The organism is Streptomyces sp. NPDC055189, from assembly GCF_053606765.1.
In genome coordinates, this window is record NZ_JBSGSG010000043.1 from 57,214 (window position 1) to 76,706 (window position 19,493).

The window sequence follows — 19,493 nt, forward strand, 5'->3', positions numbered from 1 at the left end:
CCTAAGGGGCGCGGGGAACTGCGCGCTCAGCCCAGGCCGACCCGCAGTGAACGTGCAAGGGGACGGCGCCCGGCGCTCCGGGTGCCGTCCCCTTGGGCGGTACATAGACTCCCGGCATGGAGATCCTCGCGTTCGGCGTGCAGGCCGACGAGCGTCCGCTGATCGAGAAGGCCTTCGCCGCGCACCACGAAGTCCGCTGCCTGGACGTCTTCCTCACCGAGGACACCGCCCCCATCGCCGCGGGCCACGAGATCGTCTCCACCAGCGTCAACGCAGATCTGGGCGGCAGCGTCCTGGAGATCCTCGCCGCGGGCGGCACGCGGATGATCGCCCAGCGTTCGACCGGGTTCAACAACATCGATCTCCGGGTCGCCGAGCGCCTCGGCCTCACCATCGCCCGCGTCTCGTACTACTCGCCGTACTCCGTCGCCGAGTTCGCCTGGACCCTGGCGATGGCCGTCAACCGCCGCATCGTCCGGGCCGGCAACCGCACCCGCGACTTCGACTTCAGGCTCGACGGACTGATGGGCCGGGACCTGCGGGGCCGCACGGTCGGCGTGCTCGGCACCGGGAAGATCGGCGAGGCGTTCACCCGGATCGCGCACGGCTTCGGCATGCGGCTGCTCGGCTGGGACGTCGCCGAGAACCCCGCGTGCGTCGAACTCGGCATGGAGTACGTCGACAAGGAGCGGCTCTTCGCCGAGGCCGACCTGATCAGCCTGCACGTCCCGCTGCTCCCCGCCACGCAGCACATCATCGGCGCCGACGCGCTGCGCACGATGAAGGACGACGCGATCCTGGTGAACTCCAGCCGCGGCGGCCTGATCGACACCGACGCCCTGGTCTCCGAGCTGCGGGCGGGGCGCTTCGCGGGCGTCGGGCTCGACGTGTACGAGGCGGAGGCCGGGCTCTTCTTCCTCGACAAGTCCCTCGAAGCCGTCGCGGACGACACCCTGGCCCGCCTGGTGACCTTCCCGAACGTCGTGGTCACCTCGCACCAGGCGTACTACACCGTGGACGCGGTCGGTCAGATCGTCGAGACCACGGTGCAGAACGTCCTGGACTACCGGGAGGGCCGCCGCAGCGAGAACGTGCTGGTCCCGGCGGCCCCCACGGCTTAGACGAGGACCCCGGAGAGCAGCTCCCGCACGATCGCCGTCCCGCGCAGCGAGAGCACCGACTCCGGGTGGAACTGCACGCCGGCGAAGCCCGGGCCCCGCAGCGCGTGCACCTCTCCCGTGGCCGGATCCCTGCTGACCTCGATGCCGTGCGCCGCCAGTTCGAGGGAGGTCTCCTCGTCGCAGCGGGCCACGAAGCTGTTGTAGAAGCCGACCGTCTCCGGCCGCCCGAACAGGTCGATCCGCGTCTGAGCACCCTGGTACGGGACCTCCTTGCGGACGATCTCCAGGCCGAGTTCGGCGGCCAGGAGCTCATGACCGAGGCAGACGCCGAGGATGCCGTGACGGTGATCGCGGACGGCCTCGGCGGCGAGCGAGCGCAGGAAGGTCATCTTCGGGTCGGCGGTGTCCGAGGGGTCGCCCGGCCCCGGACCCAGGACCAGCGGGCCCTCGTGCGCGCGCACCGCGTCCCGCAGGCCCGGCTCGTCGTAGCGGCGCACCGAGACCGTGAGGCCCGATGAGCGCAGCAAGTGCGCCAGCATCGCCGTGAACGTGTCCTCGCCGTCGATCACCAGGGCGTGCCCGGACAGCTCGGCCGTCTGCTCCTGCATCCGCAGCCAGAAGGGCGCGAGCCCGGCCCGCCGCCCGTCGAGCGCCGCCCGCACCCGCGGATCGTCGGTCAGGGCGGGGCGTACGCGCTCGTCGCGGGGCCGCCCCGGACGCACCCCGAGCGCGGCGAGGACGCCCGCCGCCTTCGCGTGCGTCTCGGCCACCTCGCCCGCCGGGTCGGAGCCGCGCACCAGCGTCGCGCCGACCGGGACCCGCAGCTTTCCGTCCGCCGAGATGTCGGCGGTGCGGATCAGGATGGGGGAGTCGAGGGTCTGCGCGCCGCCGTCGTCACGGCCGATGAGGGCCAGGGCGCCCGCGTAGTAGCCGCGCCCGCCCGATTCGTGGCGCTCGATGACGCGGCAGGCGTTCTGCACCGGCGAGCCGGTGACGGTCGCCGCGAACATCGTCTCCTTGAGGACCTCGCGCGCGTCGAGCGACGACTTGCCCCGCAGCTCGTACTCGGTGTGCGCGAGGTGGGCCATCTCCTTCAGCCGCGGCCCGACGACGACACCGCCCATGTCGCCGACCGTGCACATCATCTTGAGCTCCTCGTCGACGACCATCGACAGCTCCTCGGTCTCCTTGCCGTCCGCGAGGAAACCGAGCAGATCGTCCGCCGTGGGGCCCTCGGCCGGGTAGCGGTACGTCCCGCTGATCGGGTTCATGACGACCGTCCCGCCGGACATCCGCACATGCACCTCGGGGCTCGCCCCGACCAGCGTGCGATCACCGGTGTGCACGACGTACGTCCAGTAGGCACCCCGCTCGCCCACGAGCAGCCTGCGGAAGAGCGCAAGTGCGTCCGCCCTGGAGAAGCCGGGGATCTCACCCTCGTACGTCCGCCGGATGACGAAGTTCGCACCCTCGCCCCGTCCGATCTCCTCGCGCAGGACCCGCCCGACGATCTCCCCGTACGCCGCGTCGTCGACGTCGAAGGCCCCGTCCTCCACGCGCACGTCATGCGCGGGCAGCGCCGCGAGGGCTTCGGAGAGCGGCAGCTCGTAGGTCTCCTCGGGGGTCAGGACCGCGAGCGGCGTGCCGTCGTCCCGTACGTCGAATCCGCGCTCCCTGATCTGCCGGAAGGGGATCAGGGCCAGGCCCTCGTCGGGGATGTCGGCGAGCCGGTCGTACGTGCCGACCGCGCCGATCATGACCTCGACCGTGTCGTGGTCACGGCCGGGCGTGCGGCGGCGCAGCACGGCGAAGGGGCGGTCGTCGTCGACGAGACCGGGCAGATGCGTCGTGGAATGCATGGGTTCGGTTCCTTCTCACTGGGAGAGGAACGGCCCCGGACCCGCACAGGTCCGCAAAACACTGAAGGCCGCCCCTCGGGCGGCCTTCGCGAGTCTCGATACGCGCAGAGTCAGTGGGCCGCCGGATGAGCGGGCCACCACCAGTTACGGGTCGTCTGCGTGAACATGCCCCGCACCCTAGCGCATCCTCAGGGCTCCGACGCCCCGCTGTGTCGGGTCCGTCTCACTTCGTGAGCGGGGGGATGGACGGCGGACATCACCCCTTAATGTGGTGCGGGTGACCGTGAACGCTAAGACCACCCCTACCGGTGGCAACACCTGGCGAGACCTTCCCGCGGCGCAGCAGCCTGAGTACCCCGATGCCGAGGCTCTGCGCGATGTGATCGCGGACCTCGAGTCGTATCCGCCGCTCGTCTTCGCGGGCGAGTGCGACCAGCTGCGCGCCCGACTGGCCTCCGTCGCCAAGGGAGAGGCGTTCCTGCTTCAGGGCGGCGACTGCGCCGAGGCCTTCGACGCGGTGTCGGCCGACCACATCCGAAACAAGCTGAAGACGCTGCTCCAGATGGGCGCCGTCCTCACGTACGCGGCCTCCGTGCCCGTCGTGAAGGTGGGCCGCATCGCGGGGCAGTACTCGAAGCCGCGCTCCAAGGGCACCGAGACCCGCGACGGCGTGACCCTGCCGACGTACCGCGGCGACTCGGTCAACGGCTTCGCCTTCGACGAGAAGTCCCGCGTCCCGGACCCCGAGCGCCTGAAGCGGATGTACAACGCGTCCGCCTCCACGCTCAACCTGGTGCGCGCCTTCACCACGGGCGGTTACGCGGACCTGCGCCAGGTGCACGCCTGGAACCAGGACTTCGTGAAGTCGTCCCCCTCGGGCCAGCGCTACGAGCAGCTGGCGCGCGAGATCGACAACGCGCTCAACTTCATGCGCGCCTGCGGGACGGACCCGGAGGAGTTCAAGACCGTCGAGTTCTACGCCTCGCACGAGGCGCTCCTCCTCGACTACGAGTCCGCCCTCACCCGCGTGGACTCGCGCACCGGGCGGCTCTACGACACCTCGGGCCACATGGTCTGGATCGGTGAGCGCACCCGTCAACTGGACGGCGCGCACATCGAGTTCGCCTCCAAGGTGCGCAACCCGATTGGCATCAAGCTCGGCCCGACGACGACCTCCGAGGAGGCGCTGCAGTACATCGAGCGCCTCGACCCGGACCGCGAGCCCGGCCGCCTGACCTTCATCGTCCGCATGGGCGCAGACAAGGTCAGGGACAAGCTCCCCGAGCTCGTCGAGAAGGTCACCGCCTCCGGCGCGACCGTCGCCTGGATCACCGACCCGATGCACGGCAACACCTACGAGGCGGCCTCCGGCCACAAGACGCGCCGTTTCGACGACGTGCTCGACGAGGTCAAGGGCTTCTTCGAGGTCCACAAGGCCCTGGGCACCCACCCGGGCGGCATCCACGTCGAGCTCACCGGTGACGACGTCACCGAGTGCGTGGGCGGCGGCGACGAGATCTTCGTCGACGACCTCCACCAGCGCTACGAGACGGCCTGCGACCCGCGCCTGAACCGCAGCCAGTCCCTGGACCTGGCGTTCCTGGTGGCGGAGATGTACCGCGACCAGTAGGTGATCAGCGGGTATTCCCGCGCAACGCGATGGTGGGGCACGGATCCATGTGATCCGTGCCCCACCGGCGTATCGGGGCTTTTGTGGACCCGGGGTCGTGGGTAAGGTTAGGTTAGCCTCACCGATTAATCGGGACGGCGCCGCCGATTAGTCCTGCCCGGGAGGTGAACCGCGTGTACGTCTGCAACTGCTTCGGGGTTACCGAGGCGCAGGTGAAGCAGCACGCGGCGAACGGTGCCTGCACGCCCCGCCAGATAGCGTCCGCCAGCAAGGCGGGCACCGACTGCGGTTCGTGTGTACGGAGCATTCAGGCGCTCCTGGGCCGGGGCGCGTGCCCCCGCAGGGCGCTGGCCGATCAGGGGGAGCCCGTCCTCACCGGCCTGGAGGCCGGTCTGGATACCAGCCTCGACACTGGCCTGGACACCGGCCTGCACGAGGCCGCCTAGCCCACGCCCGGCCCGCTGTCAGCTCTCCGGCTGCTCGATGAGCTGCGAGATGTAGAGCGGCTCGCCCAGCTTCTCCACCAGTTCGAGCTGAGTGTCGAGATAGTCGATGTGGTGCTCCTCGTCCTCGAGGATCGACTCGAAGATATTCGCGGAAGTGATGTCTCCCTTGCCGCGCATCACCTCGATCCCGCGCCTGAGGCGGTCGATCGCCTCCGCCTCGATCTGCCGGTCGGCCTGGAACATCTCCGTGACCGTCTGACCCACACGTACGTGGAAGAGCCGCTGGTAATTGGGCAGGCCGTCGAGGAAGAGAATCCGGTCGGTCAGGATCTCCGCGTGCTTCATCTCGTCGATCGACTCGGACCGGGTGTACTTCGCGAGCTTCGGCCAGCCGAAGTTCTCCTGCATCTTGGCGTGCAGAAAGTACTGGTTGATCGCCGTGAGCTCGGCGGTCAGCTGCTCGTTGAGAAATTCGATGACCTCGGGGTCGCCCTGCATCGCAGAGGCTCCTTCCACGTGGTAACTGGGCAGGTTCCGCGCATCCTTGCACCGGCGCGTGAGGCCGTCCAGTAAGTGCACGCTTAGTAGGAGTTGCCCCAATCAACGCCCGATCGGCGCCGGTCGGGCGCCTCCTGGTCACGTCCACCTTCCCCGGTCTGTCAGGATGTAGACATGGGTCAGCCGGCGGATCGCGCATCACGGGGAGCAGTGGATCCGGAGCTTCCACCGGGCCAGCGGCTCCAGCGGGGCTGGCCGGTCACGCACTACGGCCCGGTGCCGAAGTTCCGTCCGGAGCGCTGGGAGTTCAGGGTTTTCGGGGCCACCGCCGACGGGGACAAGCACTGCTGGTCCCACGAGGAGTTCTCGGCCCTTCCGTACGCCAGCGTGGTCGGCGATCTGCACTGCGTCACGAAGTTCAGCATGCTGGGCGCCGAATGGGGCGGTGTGACCGCTCGTACGCTGCTCGAGATGGCGCCGCCCGCGCCCGATGCCACGCACGTGATGGTCTGGGCCGAGTACGGCTTCAGCTCGAATCTGCGGATGGCCGACTTCATGGACGAGCGCACGATTTTCGCCACCCATAAAGGGGGCGAACTGCTGACCGCCGAGCACGGGTTTCCGCTGCGGCTCGTGGTGCCTCATCTGTACGCCTGGAAGGGCCCGAAGTGGGTCCGCGGCGTCGAGTACATGACCGCCGACCGCCGCGGCTTCTGGGAGGAACGCGGCTATCACAACGTCGGCGACCCCTGGACCGAGCAGCGCTACTCGTACCAGGAAGAGCCCGGGGACGGCCCCGAGCTCTAGTTCCCGACTGCTGCCCTTTCGGGCTGTTTTCGCAGGTCAGTGGTGGTACTGGTGCACCACCGCGTGGCCCTTTCCGCGGCCGATCATCCACTTGTTGACCGGCGTGGTGATCACGAACGCGGCGCCCAGGGCGATGGCGAGGATCCACCAGAACATGGGGTCCGAGAGGTGGGCGTCCATCGCTCCCGGCCACAGCGCGATCACGCCGTTGTCGATGAGCTCCATCACCGCGATGGACAGGGTGTCCGCGGCGAGCGCGACCCGGAACGCTGTCCGGAAATCGACGCCGGCCGCGAGGATGCCGCGCAGCGTCAGGGCGTAGCCGAAGAAGAAGGCCAGGATGATCGCGAGGATCATCGTCTGCATGTTGCCCCAGCCGAGGGCGGTCCCGATGACCATGCCGAGGATCTCGCCGATGGCGCACCCGGTGAGGCAGTGCAGGGTGGCTGCGGCCGCCATCCGCCAGCTGACCTTGCCCGTGCCGTGGTGCGCGTGCTCCTCGTGAGTGTGGTGCGCGTGCTCGGCGTGTGCGTCGTGCTGCATGGGATCCCCCAACGTCGGACAGCGGCTCCTGTCGTCTGACAAGAATCGTATACCCCTGGGGGGTATTCCTCAATGGGTCTCCGGGGTCTCTAGTTGCCTCTGAGCTCCTTCAGGCGCGCCACGTCCGCCGCGTGCCCCTCCTTGCCGCCGGGCGTCTCGATGATCAGCGGTACGTTCTCGGTCGCCGGGTGGGTCATCAGCTCGCGGAAGGGCTCCTCGCCGATGTGGCCGGTGCCGATGTTCTCGTGACGGTCCTTGTGGGCGCCGACCACGTCCTTGGAGTCGTTGGCGTGCACCAGCTTCAGGCGGCCCTCGCCGACCGTGTCGACCAGCAGGTCGAGGGTCTGCTTCATGCCGCCGGGCCCGGCCAGATCGTGGCCCGCCGCGAAGATGTGGCAGGTGTCCAGGCAGATGCCCAGCTTCGGGTGGGCGTCGAGCGCCTCGAAGTATGGGCCGAAGTCCCAGGTGCGGGAGCAGAGCGAGAAGCCCTGGCCCGCGGTCGACTCCAGGAGGAGGAAGGGATCGTCGTCGTGCGTCAGCTCGTCGAGCAGCGGCAGCATCCGCTCGCGCACCTGCGCCAGGGCGACGGCGCGGTCCCGGCCGCCGGTCGCGGAGCTGGTGTGCACGACGACGCCGAGCGCGCCGATCTCACGGCCGCGGCGCAGCGAGTGGCGCAGGGACTCCACGGACTTCTCGACGGTCGCCTCGGTGTGCGAGCCGAAGTTGATGAGATAGGGCGCGTGGACGTACGCGGGAATCCGCTCGGCGGCGCAGGCCGCGCGGAAATCCTCGTCCTGCTTGGGGTTGCCGGTCGGGGTCGCCCAGCCGCGCGGGTTGGCCACGAAGACCTGGACGGCCTCGGCGCCGAGGTCACGGGCGTAGGAGAGCCCTACGGAGGCGAGTCCGCCGGCCACGGGGACATGGCCGCCGACGGGGTTGCGGGACGGGATGCTGGGGGAGTCGTTGCTGCTCACCCGCTCCAGGATGGCACGCGCGCGGGGGCGCCTCGTCGGCGGATCCCGGCAAGGCCCCGGGGGTACGCCCCCGGGGCTCCTGCCGGTGACTAGCGGATGGTGATGGTGATTTCCGAGCCCTTGGGCGCCGTGTCGCCGCCCTCCACGGACTGGCTCTCCACCTTGTCGCCGAAGATGCCGAGCAGACCGCGGTCCTCGTCGACCTCGAAGCCCGCGTCCTGCAGTTCCTGCGTGGCGTCGTCGACGCTCATGCCCTCGACGTCCGGGACCTCGATCATCTCGGGGCCCTTGGAGAGCGTCAGCGTGACCGTGTCACCCTCGGCGAGCCGCTTCTGGCCCTCCCTGGGGGACTGGTCGACGACGGTGCCCTTGTCCTCCTCGGAGTGGACCCGCTTCGACTCGATCCTGACCTTGAGGCCCGCGTCCTCCAGCTCGGCGGTCGCATCGGCCTGGCTGTCGCCCGTCACGTCGGGGACCTCGACCTCGGGGCCCTTGCTGACGACGAGCGTGATCGCGGAGCCCGCCTTGCGCTTGGTGCCGGTCTCCGGGTCCGTGCTGATCACGGAGCCCTTGCGGACCTCGTCGCTGAAGGCCCTCTTGGTCATGCCGGGAGCGAGGCCGGCGTCCTTGAGCTTGTTCTTCGCCTCGGACAACGGGCTGCCCTCGAGGTCGGGGACCTTCACGATCTCCGGGCCCCTGGAGATCGTCAGCGTCACGCTGCCGTTGTCACGGATGCGCTCGCCCGCCTTGGGGGCGGTGGCCATGACCGTGCCGCGCTTGTCGGTGTCGCTGTAGGCGCGCTTGACGTCCTTGACGTCGAGCCCGGCCTCGTCGAGGCGCTTCTTGGCCGCCGTCTCGGTCTTCGCCAGGAGCGGCGGGACCTTCGTGAACTGGCCGGAGTTGATGTACCAGACGCCCGCGCCGAGGCCCAGGGCCAGGAGGACGGCCGCGACGATCGCCAGGACTCCGCGGCGCGGATTGCCGCGCCGCCTGCGGTCGGGGGCGGCCGGCGGCGCGGGGGGTGGCGTGGCCAGGATGCTCGTGCGGTTGAGCTGGTCGTCCCGGCTCTCCCGGTCCTGAACGCCCTCCGTGGGGAGCGGCAGCTGCACGGCTCGCCCCGCGCGCGGGATCACGTTCGTACGGTCCTCGGAGTTGTCGTGCGGTCCGTGCTCCGCCGTGAGCGCCTGCGGAGGCACCGCGTCCAGCTGCTCCACGGAGAGCGCGGCCCGCGCCTGCCTGGCCTGTCCGAGCAGCGTCACCGCGTCGTGCGGGCGGACTTCCGGGTTGCGGGCCGTGGCGGAGGCGACAAGGTCGTCGAGCTCGACGGCGAGGCCGGGAACGGCCGCCGACGGGGGCGGCACGTCCTCGTGGAGGTGCTGGTAGAGGACCTGGGCGGGCGATTCGCCGGAGTGCGGCTTGGCGCCGGTCAGCATTTCGTAGAGCACGACACCGCACGCGTACACATCCACACGCGTGTCGGCCGTGCCGTGTTCTATCTGCTCGGGGGCGAGATAGGAGACCGTCCCGAGGATCGTGCCGGTCGTGTTCGTGACGGTGTCCACGGCCCGCACGAGCCCGAAGTCGGCGACCTTCACCCGGCCGTCGTCCCCTATGAGGACGTTCTCCGGCTTCATGTCGCGGTGCACGAACCCGGCGCGGTGTGCGGCGCCGAGCGCGGCGAGGACCGGCTCCAGGATGTCGAGGGCCGCGCGCGGCTGCAGGGCGCCGCGCTCACGGAGCACGTCGCGCAGGGTGCAGCCCGCGATGTACTCCATCGCCAGATAGACGTACGCCCCGTCGGCGCCTTGGTCGTACACCCCCACCACGTTCGGGTGCGAGAGGCGGGCGATCGACTTGGCCTCGCGGATGAAGCGGTCGACGAACGAGACGTCGGCGGCGAGCGTCGGGTGCATCACCTTGAGGGCGAGCACGCGGTCGAGGCGGGTGTCCACGGCCCGGTAGACCGTGGCCATCCCGCCGACCGCGATCCGCCCGTCCACGCGATAGCGGCCGTCGAGCACCTGCCCGACGAGCGGGTCCTGAAGGGTCGTGTCCACGGAGGGAGTCTACGAGCCACCGCTGACACCGATGCCCGCCCGGGCAGGCCCGGGCCCCGACTGCAGCCGACCTGTAACAGGCGCCGGGGGTCAGAACGCGGGCCGCTCCGGATCGAGCCGGGCCATGCCCTCCGCGGGCGACGATGCCTCGGCGAAGTGCCTCCGGGGGATCCGCCCGGCCCGGTACGCGAGCCGCCCCGCGTCGACCCCGTGCCGCATGGCCTCGGCCATCAGGACCGGCTCCTGCGCCCGTGTAACGGCGGAGGCGAGCATCACACCCGCGCACCCCAGCTCCATCGCGAGCGCCGCGTCGGACGCCGTTCCCGCCCCCGCGTCCAGGATCACCGGCACGCCCGCGCGTTCGACGATCAGCTGGAAGTTGTGCGGGTTGCGGATGCCGAGCCCGGAGCCGATGGGGGAGCCGAGCGGCATGATCGCCGCACAGCCCACGTCCTCCAGCTTCCGGGCGAGTACCGGGTCGTCGTTCGTGTACGGAAGGACCGTGAAGCCGTCGTCGACCAGGGTCTCGGCGGCGTCGATGAGCTCGATCGGGTCGGGCAGCAGTGTGCGCTCGTCCGCGATGACCTCCAGCTTGACCAGGTCGGTGCCGAGCGCCTCCCGCGCGAGCCGGGCGGTCAGGACGGCCTCGCCCGCGGTGAAGCAGCCCGCCGTGTTCGGGAGCACACGGATGCCGAGGCGGTCGAGGACGGAGAGCACGGAGCCCTGCACCCCCGGGTCGAGGCGGCGCATCGCGACCGTCGTCAGCTCCGTTCCGGAGGCGACGAGGGAGCGTTCGAGGATGTCCAGGCTCGGCGCACCGCCCGTACCCATGATCAGGCGTGAGGAAAGGGTGAGCCCGCCGATGACGAAGGGGTCGTCTGCCATGTCGGTTCAGCCTCCTTGGACGGCGGTGAGGACCTCGACGCGGTCCCCTTCGGCGAGCGGGGTGGCGGCCCACCGCGTGCGCGGTACGACGGTTTCGTTGAGGGCGGCGGCGACCCCGGACGGGGCCGCGGTGAGCGTGGCGACCAGGGCTTCGAGCGTGGTGCCCGCGGCCACATCGCGGGTTTCTCCGTTGACGGAGACGGCTGTAACGGCGGGGAGAGTCATGCGGGCTGCTCCATGAAGCGCTGCGTGTGGGAGGCGTCGGCGAAGCGCAGCGGCGTGAATCCGCGCGCCTCGTCGGGCAGTTCACCGGTGGTCAGGGCGTGGGCCATCACGTCACCGGTGACGGGCGTCAGAAGCACGCCGTTGCGGTAGTGCCCTGTGGCCAGCTGGAGACCGGGGAGCGCGGTGGGGCCCAGCAGCGGCGCGTTGTCGGGGGAGCCGGGACGCAGGCCCGCGCGGGTCTCGGTCAGCGGCAGTTCCGTGATGCCCGGTACGAGCTCGTGGGCGTCCCGCAGCAGCTCGTACACGCCGCCGGCGGTGACCGTGGTGTCCCAGCCGAGCTCTTCGGTGGTCGCGCCGACGACGAGCTCGCCGTTCTCGCGCGGCACCAGATAGACGCTGCTGCCGCGCACGACGGCGCGCACGGTGCGGCTCAGGAACGGCGCGTACCGCTGCGGCACGGCGAGCCGGAGGACCTGCCCCTTCACGGGGCGCACGGACGGCAGGACGCCCTCCGGTACCCCGGCGAGGCGCCCGCTGAGACTGCCCCCGGCGAGCACGGTCTGACCGGCCTCCAGGGCGGTGCCGTCGGCGAGGACGACTCCGGTGGCCCGGTCTCCCGTGACCGAGAGGCGCTCCGCCCACGCGCGGTGGAAGATCACGCCCGCCCGCTCGCAGGCCACCAGGAGCGCGGCGGCGAGCCTGCGCGGGTCGACCTGGTGATCGCCGTCGACGCGCAGACCGCCCCGCACGCCGGGCGCGAGCATCGGCTCCAGACGGCGGCACTCGCGCCCGCTCAGCCACTCCGAGGTGAGTCCCGAGCGCTCCTGGAGCGCGTGCAGCTCACGCAGGTGGGCGCGGTCGTCCGAGTCGAGCGCGACGGCGAGCGTGCCGCACGCGCGGTAGCCGAGATCCCGGCCGCTCGCCTCGGCCAGCTCGGCCGCGAACTCCGGATAGCGCTGCGCGGAGGCCAGATTGAGGCCGAGCAGCGTCTGCTCCCCGTAGTGCAGTTCGGTGACGGCGGCCAGCATGCCCGCGGCGACCTGCGCCGCGCCGCCGCCCGGTTCGGGGTCCACGACCGCGGTGGACAGGCCGCGCTGGGCCGCCCGCCACGCCGTGACCAGGCCGATGATGCCGCCCCCGACGACGAGGACGTCGGTCGTTTCCCGGGGTGCTTCGGTTGAATGCATGGGCGTCCAGCCCCTCCCTTCGCCGGCATGACCCGGATCAGGTTCGTACGGTCGGAGGCCGTCCCAGCCTCCCTCTCAGCCCGGTGCGTCCGGGCTCCCGCGAGTGCTCTGCACGGCAACCTTAGCCTTTGGTGCCCTTGGGCAGTAGGGCAGCTGTGCGGTCAGGGACCGTGACGTTGTGTCAGAGATCTCGTCGTCGCACCCTGAGGCGCGCGCCGCCCGCCGTCCTACAGTGATCGGGTGAGCGAGCAGCAGAGGCAGAGCGAGCGGCACGTGGTCATCGTCGGCGCGGGAATGGCCGGGGTGCAGACCGCCGTGGCCCTGCGCGAGCAGGGGTTCGCCGGTGCGGTCACCCTGATCGGCGCGGAACCCCACCAGCCTTACGACAGGCCGCCGCTGTCCAAGGCCGTGCTGCTCGGCAAGGCGGAGGGCTCCGCCTTCGACATCGACTTCGAGGCGCTCGGCATCGAACTGAGCCTGGGCCACGAGGTCACGGGCGTGCGCCCGGCGGACCACGCACTGGACACCGCGTCGGGCCCGGTGGCCTACGACACCCTGGTCATCGCCACCGGCGCCCAGCCGGTCCTGCTGCCCGGCACCGCGGGCGTCCCCGGCGTCCACCTGCTGCGCACCCTCGACGACGCCGAGCGGCTGCGGCCCGTGCTCGCCGAGCAGCACCGCATCGTGGTCGTCGGCGCGGGCTGGATCGGCGCCGAGTTCGCGACCGCCGCGCGTGAGGCGGGCTGCTCGGTCACCGTCGTCGAAGCCGCAGGGCGACCGCTCGCCGGGGCCCTGCCCGCGGAGGTCGCGGCGCCGATGACCTCCTGGTACGCCGACTCCGGAGCCGAACTGCGCAACAACGCGCGCGTGGAGCGCGTCGAGCCCGGCAGCGTCCTGCTCGCCGACGGCACCCGGCTGCCCGCGGACGCGGTCGTCGTCGGCATCGGCGCACGCCCCGCCACGGACTGGCTCGCGGACTCGGGCATCACCCTGGGCGCCCACCGGGAGGTCCTGGCCGACGACCACCTGCGGACGTCGGAACCCGACGTGTACGCGGTCGGCGACTGCTCCTCCTTCCCTTCGGGAAGGTATGGCGAGCGCCTTCTCGTCCACCACTGGGACAACGCCCTGCAGGGCCCGCGCACGGTGGCGGCGAACATCATCGGCGAGACCCCTTCGGCGTACGACCCCGTCCCGTACTTCTGGTCCGAGCAGTTCGGCCGCTTCGTCCAGTTCGCCGGGCACCACACCGCCGACGACGAGCTGGTGTGGCGCGGTGATCCCGCGGGCGCGGCCTGGAGCGTGTGCTGGCTGCGGCGGGGAGCCCTGGCCGCCGTCCTCGCGGTGGGCCGACCCAGGGACCTGGCACAGGGCCGCAAGCTGATCGAGGCGGGCGCCCGCCTCGATCCCGGCCTGGTGGCGGACCCCGCGGTACCGCTGAAGAAGGCAGTGCTGCCGTAGGGCTTCCGTATCCGGGGGGACCGCTGCCCGGCCGCTGTCGGTGCCCGCAGCTAGGCTTGTCCCCGTGACCGAGATTGACGCAAAGACTGATGCTCTCGTCCCCGAGTGGCTCCACCTCCCCGACATCGCAGAAATGTTCGACGTCGAGGTGACGCGTGTGCGCCAGCTGGTCAAGGAGGGCCAGCTGATCGCCGTGCGCCGTGGTGAGAACCGCGCGCTCGCGGTGCCTGCCGCCTTCATCGACGGCGACAAGATCGTCAAGGGCCTCTCCGGCACCCTGACGCTCCTGCGGGACGACGGCTTCTCCGACGAAGAGATGCTGGAGTGGCTCTTCACTCCCGACCCGACCCTGCCCGGCACCCCCGCGCAGGCCCTGAGCGAGAATCGCGGAACGGAGGTGAAGCGCCGCGCCCAGGCGCTCGCCGTCTGACCGAAACGGAAAACCGTTGCGTACGGGCCGTGTGTCCCCGGAGACCCGGAGGCACACGGCCCGTGGGCCACCGACGACCGGGGGGACCACCACATGGCCACCAAGCCTGCCCGCGAGCAGCTCGCCGACGCCCGCCTCTACCTGTGCGTGGACGCCCGCAAGCGCCAGGGTGACCTCCCCGAGTTCCTGGACGCCGTCCTCGGCGGCGGCGTCGACATCGTGCAGCTGCGGGACAAGGGCATGGAGGCGGCCGAGGAGCTCGAACACCTCCAGGTCTTCGCCGACGCCGCCCGCAGGCACGGCAAGCTCCTCGCGGTGAACGACCGCGCGGACATCGCGCACGCCATCGGCGCCGACGTGCTGCACCTGGGCCAGGGCGACCTGCCCGTGCCGGCCGCCCGCCGCATCCTGGGCGGCAGTGACGACGTGCTCATCGGCCGGTCCACGCACGCCGAAGCCGAGGCCGCCGCCGCGGCGACGCAGGACGGCGTGGACTACTTCTGCACGGGACCCTGCTGGCCGACCCCCACCAAGCCCGGCCGGTACGCCCCGGGACTCGACCTCGTCCGCTACACCGCCTCGCTCGGCACGGACCGCCCCTGGTTCGCCATCGGCGGCATCGACGCGGGCAACCTGGACGAGGTGCTCGAAGCCGGCGCCCGCCGCGTCGTCGTCGTGCGGGCCATCACCGAGGCGGACGATCCGGCGGCAGCGGCGGCGGACTTCGCAAAGCGGCTGCGCACGGCCTGATCGGCGATCTTCGGCCAACCTTCGGGGTGGTTGTCCGCAGGTTGGACGGAGATTGGCCGGTAGCGGTGCCCCGTCGCTAACCTGCCCGTATGGCCCTAGGCACTGCTTCCACCAGATCTGATCGCGCACGCACCGTGCGTGACATGCTCGCGACCGGCAAGACGACCTACTCCTTCGAGTTCTCGGCGCCGAAGACCCCGAAGGGCGAGCGGAACCTGTGGAACGCCCTGCGCCGGGTCGAGGCGGTGGCTCCCAGCTTCGTCTCCGTGACGTACGGAGCGGGCGGCTCGACGCGTGCGGGCACGGTGAAGGAGACGGAGCAGATCGTCGCCGACTCCACGCTCACGCCGGTCGCCCACCTGACCGCCGTCGACCACTCCGTCGCCGAACTGCGCAACATCATCGGGCAGTACGCGGACGCGGGCATCAGGAACATGCTCGCGGTGCGCGGCGACCCGCCCGGTGACCCGCTCGCGGACTGGGTCAAGCACCCCAAGGGCCTGACGTACGCGGCCGAACTGGTCGAGCTGATCAAGGAGTCGGGCGACTTCTGCGTGGGCGTCGCGGCCTTCCCCGCGATGCATCCGCGCTCGGAGGAGTGGGACACCGACGTACGGCACTTCGTCGACAAGTGCCGCGCCGGCGCCGACTACGCGATCACACAGATGTTCTTCTATCCGGAGGAGTATCTGCGCCTTCGTGACCGGGTCGAGGCCGCGGGCTGTTCGACCCCGATCATTCCGGAGATCATGCCGGTCACGAACGTGCGCATGCTGGAGCGGCTGCCCCAGCTCAGCAACGCTTCCTTCCCGCCGGAGCTCAAAGAGCGCATCCTCACAGCCAAAGACGATCCGGCGGCTGTACGCTCCATTGGGATCGAGTTCGCGACGGAGTTCTGCGCGCGGTTGCTGGCCGAGGGTGTCCCGGGGCTGCACTTCATCACGCTCAACAACTCCACGGCGACTCTGGAAATCTACGAAAATCTGGGCCTGCATCACCCGCAGGCCTGACCGGCCGTACCCCCAGGGGGCGGCGGCCGCGGGGAGAGGGGCGTACATGGGCTGGACGGTCCTCTACATCGCGTTCGGATGCGTCGCGCTGTGGCTGCTCGGCGAGGTGCTGCTGCAGTACAAGGCGCGGCTGCGCTGGCGGCTGCTCGCCTTCGGCGGTTTCCTCGGCGTGGTCATCGGTGTGCTGCTGCCCTCGGTGGTGGTCATCGGGATCGGCGCCATCGCCTTCGCCACGGGACAGACGTACGTGACGCTGTCGTTCCGCCGCGGCTTCTCTACCGGCTGGGCGCTCGGCGGCCAGCCCGGCCTGAGCAAGCGCCGCAAGTCGCCGCGGGGTGCGGGTGCGGAGGCCGCCCAAGAGCCGACGCTCCAGGTCTCCGACCTGGAGTACGAGGCGGCGGGGCCGGCAGTGCCGCCGCACGGGACCCCTCCCGGCGGCGGGGTCTACGCGCCGGAGCCGATGCCCGACGACACCGGGCAGTACGGCGTCTACAGCGACGACGCGTACGCCCAGCAGCAGGCCGCCCAGCAGGACAGCGGCTACGGCCAGGACAGCGGTTACGGCCAGGACAGCGGCTACGGCTACGACACGTATGCGGCGGCGGGCTATGACCCCCAGCAGCCGTACGCGTACGGCGAGACGGGGCAGCAGCAGTACGCCGCGTACTCCGACCCGTACATCGGGACGCAGACCTACGGCGGCCAGCCCAGCTACGACACGTACGGCGACCAGCAGCAGTACGCGCCCTATGCCGCCGCCGATCCGTACGCCACGGGTGGCGGGACGTACAACGACACGCCGCCCGGCGGGGTCTGGGTGCCGCAGCAGCGCAGCGTCGAGGACCCCTACGGCCAGTACGGCGGCGAACTCCCGCCGGAGCAGCCGTACCCCTACCAGGGCGAGCAGGCCCACGGGAACGGCTACGACGCGGGCTACAACGAGCAGTACCGGTACTGAAACCGGGGGCTTGCGGGGTCGCTCACTGCGGGGTCGCTCACCGAGGGCCCCTCACCGACGGCCCCTCACTGCGAGCCCCGGAATTCCGGTCCCTCCACGATCAGTCCGGCGACCAGCGTGCCCGACATACCCGCGTGCGGGAGTCCGCCGCCGGGGTGCGACCAGCCGCCGACCGCGAAGAGCCCCGGCAGGCCCGTGCTGTTGGCGGGGTGGAGCAGCCGGCCTTCGCCCGCCGCGAGGGACGGGGGCGGGACCGCGCCGCCGTCGGCGCCGGTGGCCTCCGCGACGTCGGCGGGGGTGCGGACCTCGTGCCAGAGCAGCCGCTCCCGCAGCCCCGGAACCACTGTCCCCGCACGGTCGATGAGCCGCTCCGCATCGGCTGCGGTGACCTCCGTGTGCGCGGGCACCGTGACCGTCAGCGTGAGCGCCTCGTGCCCGGCGTCTGGCGTGAGCGCCGGGTCGTCCGGGCGCAGCACCGTCACGGTGGGGGCCAGGGGCAGTCCGGGGCGGTCGCCGAAGACCCGGTCGAGCTCGTCCCGGCGGTCGGGTGTGTGCAGCACCGTCCGGTGAGGTGTGTCCGTGGGCCGGGGGCCGCGCAGCGCGAGGAACACCATGAGGCGGCTGGGCAGTCCCGAACGGGCCTGCACCTCACCCTCCGCCCGTATGTTCACACCGGATGCGCCGGACATGCCGGATGCACCGGACAACAGGCCGTCGAGTGCGCCGGGCGCGATACCGGCGACCACGAAGTCCGCCTCCTGCGCCGTCCCGTCCGCGAGCTCGACGCCGGCCGCGCGGCCGTCCTTCTCGATGATCCGGGCGACGGGGGAGTCGAACGCGAACTCGACCCGCCGGGCGAGGCACCGCTCGTACACGGCCCGGGCGAGCGCGCGCAGCCCGCCGCGCACGGACCACGCGCCGAAGGTGTGCTCCAGGTAGGGCAGGACGGCCGCGCTGGCCGGGGTCGTCCGGGGGTCGAGTCCCCACGCGAGGGCGTACTGCTCGAGGAGCGCGAGGAGGCGTGCGTCGCCGCCCAGTTCGAGCTCGCCGACTCCGGTGAGGGTGGTCGCGCGCAGTTCGCGCCGCAGGAGGCGCTTGTGCGGCACCGCGGGGTAGGGCTCGCGCTCGGCCAGCACCTGCCAGTTCGGCCAGAGCGGCTCTTCCAGGAGGGGCCGCCGCGTGCGGTCCCACGCCTCGCGGGCGCGGTTCATGTACGCCGACCAGCGGGCGCCCGCGTCGCCGCCGAGAGCCGCGTCCAGGGCCTCGCCCACGCCCGCGCGCGATGCGTTCGGCAGGTCGACCGCCGTGCCGTCCGCGAAGACGTGCCGCACGGCGGGCTCCACCTGGGACAGCTCGACGAGCTGTTCGAGCGGCTCCTTGCCCGTCTTGACGAACAGGTCGCGATAGACGGCGGGCAGCTGCAGGAGCCCGGGTCCCGTGTCGAAGACGAAGCCGTCCCGCTCGACGCTGCCGAGCGCGCCCCCGTACGTACCCGACCGCTCGTGCACCACCACCCGGTGGCCCGCGACGGCCAGCCGGGCAGCGGCCGCCATCGCGCCCATCCCGGCGCCGATCACCACAATCCGTGCCATGCCAGGGACTTTATCGGCCACCACTGACAGTCACGCCGGGAGCCCTCAGCCCGGCGGCGGTCCCGTGCGCGCCGCGAGTTGTTTCTCCTCGCGCCGCTGCGCCCTGCGCCGCAGGAACCGCCGGATCCGCGAGATCAGGAAGTACAGCACGATCAGGCCGAGCACCAGCAGCACGGCCGCGATGATCGCCGCCGCCTCCGGATAGAACATCGCGAAGGTGACGAGCCCGCCGACCCCGAGATCCTCCGCCGTGCTCACGATGATGTTGCTGAACGGCTCCGGCGATGAGTTGATCGCCATCCGCGTCCCGGCCTTCACGAAATGGCTGGCCAGCGCCGTGGAACCGCCCGCCGCGCCCGCCGCGAGATCGGGCAGCGAACCGCTCTGGCCCGCAAGCAGCGCGCCCACCACCGCGCCGGACACCGGCCGGATCACGGTGTGCACCGTGTCCCACACCGAGTCGACGTAAGGGATCTTGTCGGCGACGGCCTCGCAGGCGAAGAGGATCCCGGCCACGATCAGCACATCAGGACGTTGCAGCGACTCGGGGACCTCGTCGGTGATCCCGGTCGCGCCGAAGACACCGAGCAGCAGGACCACGGCGTACGCGTTGATCCCGCTGGCCCAGCCGCTGGTGAAGACCAGAGGGAGTACGGACACGGACGCGATCGTAACCAGTCGGGAACGTCCCGGCCCGGGGTTGAGTGCCCGGGCCTGAGTATCCGTACCTAGTAATGGAGATGAGTAGAAGCGCGGATGGGTCCCGACCTGCGAAGACGGAAGAGTGAGGGACACGGAGAAGGGCGCGGCGCCCGTACCGCCGACACGGGGCGGCGGAACGGCGCGGCGCCCTTGGCCGCTCCTCCCACCTCGCCGAAGGTGGGAGCGAGACACGGGGTGAAGGGCGACCACCCGGGGATGACCACCCGGGGGGCCGAACGGGGGAAAGCGGGGGAGTACGGGGGAACACGGGGGAACGGCAGGAGCGCCGGTGCCCCCACACCAGGAGTAAATGTTGGGGGGGGCCCGCGCATATTAGTTGACCGCGTAGCACCGCCCA

20 protein-coding genes and 1 riboswitch are annotated in these 19,493 nt (G+C 71.1%); of the genes, 9 read left to right on the forward strand and 11 right to left on the reverse strand.

Translation table 11 applies throughout. From position 1 onward, the window contains the following. Positions 1–116: 116 nt before the first annotated feature. A complete protein-coding gene (locus ACWFR3_RS27140; protein ID WP_453737242.1) occupies positions 117–1,121 on the forward strand; it encodes a 2-hydroxyacid dehydrogenase in 1,005 nt (334 codons plus the stop codon). On the opposite strand, the gene ACWFR3_RS27145 is transcribed toward ACWFR3_RS27140, so the two are convergent. Beyond that, positions 1,118–2,980 carry an anthranilate synthase family protein gene (locus ACWFR3_RS27145; protein ID WP_453737243.1) on the reverse strand — a complete coding sequence of 621 codons (1,863 nt, stop codon included), beginning with the start codon at positions 2,978–2,980 and terminating at the stop codon, positions 1,118–1,120. The two genes, ACWFR3_RS27140 and ACWFR3_RS27145, sit on opposite strands and share 4 nt — an antisense overlap. A gap of 110 nt (positions 2,981–3,090) precedes the next feature. Then, on the reverse strand, positions 3,091–3,147 hold the full coding sequence (locus ACWFR3_RS27150; RefSeq protein ID WP_453737261.1) for a trp operon leader peptide: 57 nt from the start codon (positions 3,145–3,147) through the stop codon (positions 3,091–3,093). 110 nt (positions 3,148–3,257) lie between these two features. Here ACWFR3_RS27150 and ACWFR3_RS27155 point away from each other — a divergent pair, with 110 nt between their 5' ends. Together ACWFR3_RS27155 and ACWFR3_RS27160 are read left to right on the forward strand one after the other, a co-directional pair. Beyond that, a complete protein-coding gene (locus ACWFR3_RS27155; protein WP_453737244.1) occupies positions 3,258–4,610 on the forward strand; it encodes a class II 3-deoxy-7-phosphoheptulonate synthase in 1,353 nt (450 codons plus the stop codon). A gap of 164 nt (positions 4,611–4,774) precedes the next feature. Next, positions 4,775–5,056, forward strand: coding sequence for a (2Fe-2S)-binding protein (locus tag ACWFR3_RS27160; RefSeq protein ID WP_453737245.1), 282 nt, complete (start codon positions 4,775–4,777; stop codon positions 5,054–5,056). A gap of 18 nt (positions 5,057–5,074) precedes the next feature. On the opposite strand, the gene bfr is transcribed toward ACWFR3_RS27160, so the two are convergent. Continuing rightward, positions 5,075–5,554: a bacterioferritin gene (gene bfr / locus ACWFR3_RS27165; protein WP_190081362.1), complete on the reverse strand. Its 480-nt coding sequence runs from the start codon at positions 5,552–5,554 to the stop codon at positions 5,075–5,077. A 174-nt stretch (positions 5,555–5,728) separates the two neighbouring features. On the opposite strand from bfr, the gene ACWFR3_RS27170 reads away from it, so the two are divergent. Beyond that, the gene (locus ACWFR3_RS27170; RefSeq protein WP_453737246.1) at positions 5,729–6,361 is read left to right on the forward strand and encodes a sulfite oxidase-like oxidoreductase; all 633 of its coding nucleotides are present in this window, start codon (positions 5,729–5,731) and stop codon (positions 6,359–6,361) included. A 36-nt stretch (positions 6,362–6,397) separates the two neighbouring features. Here the strand turns inward: ACWFR3_RS27170 and ACWFR3_RS27175 are convergent, their stop codons facing one another. The 6 genes from ACWFR3_RS27175 to thiO form a co-directional block, all read right to left on the reverse strand. After that, positions 6,398–6,904, reverse strand: a complete 507-nt coding sequence (locus tag ACWFR3_RS27175; RefSeq protein WP_453737247.1) for a DUF4396 domain-containing protein — start codon at positions 6,902–6,904, stop codon at positions 6,398–6,400. An 89-nt stretch (positions 6,905–6,993) separates the two neighbouring features. Continuing rightward, a complete protein-coding gene (locus ACWFR3_RS27180) occupies positions 6,994–7,878 on the reverse strand; it encodes a deoxyribonuclease IV (protein WP_453737248.1) in 885 nt (294 codons plus the stop codon). 89 nt (positions 7,879–7,967) lie between these two features. Continuing rightward, complete coding sequence (pknB, locus tag ACWFR3_RS27185; RefSeq protein ID WP_453737249.1) at positions 7,968–9,935, reverse strand: Stk1 family PASTA domain-containing Ser/Thr kinase; 1,968 nt, start codon at positions 9,933–9,935, stop codon at positions 7,968–7,970. Positions 9,936–10,025: 90 nt separating this feature from the next. Further along, entirely contained in the window at positions 10,026–10,820 is a 795-nt protein-coding gene (locus tag ACWFR3_RS27190; protein ID WP_453737250.1) for a thiazole synthase, read from the reverse strand. Positions 10,821–10,826: 6 nt separating this feature from the next. After that, entirely contained in the window at positions 10,827–11,045 is a 219-nt protein-coding gene (thiS, locus tag ACWFR3_RS27195; protein WP_453737251.1) for a sulfur carrier protein ThiS, read from the reverse strand. Then, on the reverse strand, positions 11,042–12,232 hold the full coding sequence (gene thiO, locus ACWFR3_RS27200) for a glycine oxidase ThiO (protein WP_453737252.1): 1,191 nt from the start codon (positions 12,230–12,232) through the stop codon (positions 11,042–11,044). Before thiO ends, thiS begins: the two co-directional genes overlap by 4 nt. Further along, positions 12,230–12,343, reverse strand: a riboswitch (TPP riboswitch). It overlaps the preceding gene by 3 nt. Positions 12,344–12,526: 183 nt before the next feature. Between thiO and ACWFR3_RS27205 the strand changes: the two genes are divergently transcribed. The 5 genes from ACWFR3_RS27205 (at position 12,527) to ACWFR3_RS27225 (ending at position 16,841) form a co-directional block, all read left to right on the forward strand. Beyond that, complete coding sequence (locus ACWFR3_RS27205) at positions 12,527–13,693, forward strand: NAD(P)/FAD-dependent oxidoreductase (protein WP_453737262.1); 1,167 nt, start codon at positions 12,527–12,529, stop codon at positions 13,691–13,693. Between the two features lie 64 nt (positions 13,694–13,757). Further along, entirely contained in the window at positions 13,758–14,123 is a 366-nt protein-coding gene (locus ACWFR3_RS27210; RefSeq protein WP_453737253.1) for an Rv2175c family DNA-binding protein, read from the forward strand. Positions 14,124–14,216: 93 nt separating this feature from the next. Continuing rightward, the gene (gene thiE / locus ACWFR3_RS27215) at positions 14,217–14,873 is read left to right on the forward strand and encodes a thiamine phosphate synthase (protein ID WP_453737254.1); all 657 of its coding nucleotides are present in this window, start codon (positions 14,217–14,219) and stop codon (positions 14,871–14,873) included. A gap of 89 nt (positions 14,874–14,962) precedes the next feature. Continuing rightward, positions 14,963–15,883: a methylenetetrahydrofolate reductase [NAD(P)H] gene (metF, locus tag ACWFR3_RS27220; RefSeq protein WP_453737255.1), complete on the forward strand. Its 921-nt coding sequence runs from the start codon at positions 14,963–14,965 to the stop codon at positions 15,881–15,883. A gap of 46 nt (positions 15,884–15,929) precedes the next feature. Continuing rightward, positions 15,930–16,841, forward strand: coding sequence for a hypothetical protein (locus ACWFR3_RS27225; RefSeq protein WP_453737256.1), 912 nt, complete (start codon positions 15,930–15,932; stop codon positions 16,839–16,841). A gap of 65 nt (positions 16,842–16,906) precedes the next feature. On the opposite strand, the gene ACWFR3_RS27230 is transcribed toward ACWFR3_RS27225, so the two are convergent. Together ACWFR3_RS27230 and ACWFR3_RS27235 are read right to left on the reverse strand one after the other, a co-directional pair. Further along, on the reverse strand, positions 16,907–18,433 hold the full coding sequence (locus ACWFR3_RS27230; RefSeq protein WP_453737257.1) for a phytoene desaturase family protein: 1,527 nt from the start codon (positions 18,431–18,433) through the stop codon (positions 16,907–16,909). A gap of 45 nt (positions 18,434–18,478) precedes the next feature. Then, positions 18,479–19,093 (reverse strand): DUF4126 domain-containing protein, encoded by a 615-nt coding sequence (locus tag ACWFR3_RS27235; protein ID WP_453737258.1) that lies wholly within the window; start codon positions 19,091–19,093, stop codon positions 18,479–18,481. Between the last annotated feature and the right edge of the window lie 400 nt (positions 19,094–19,493).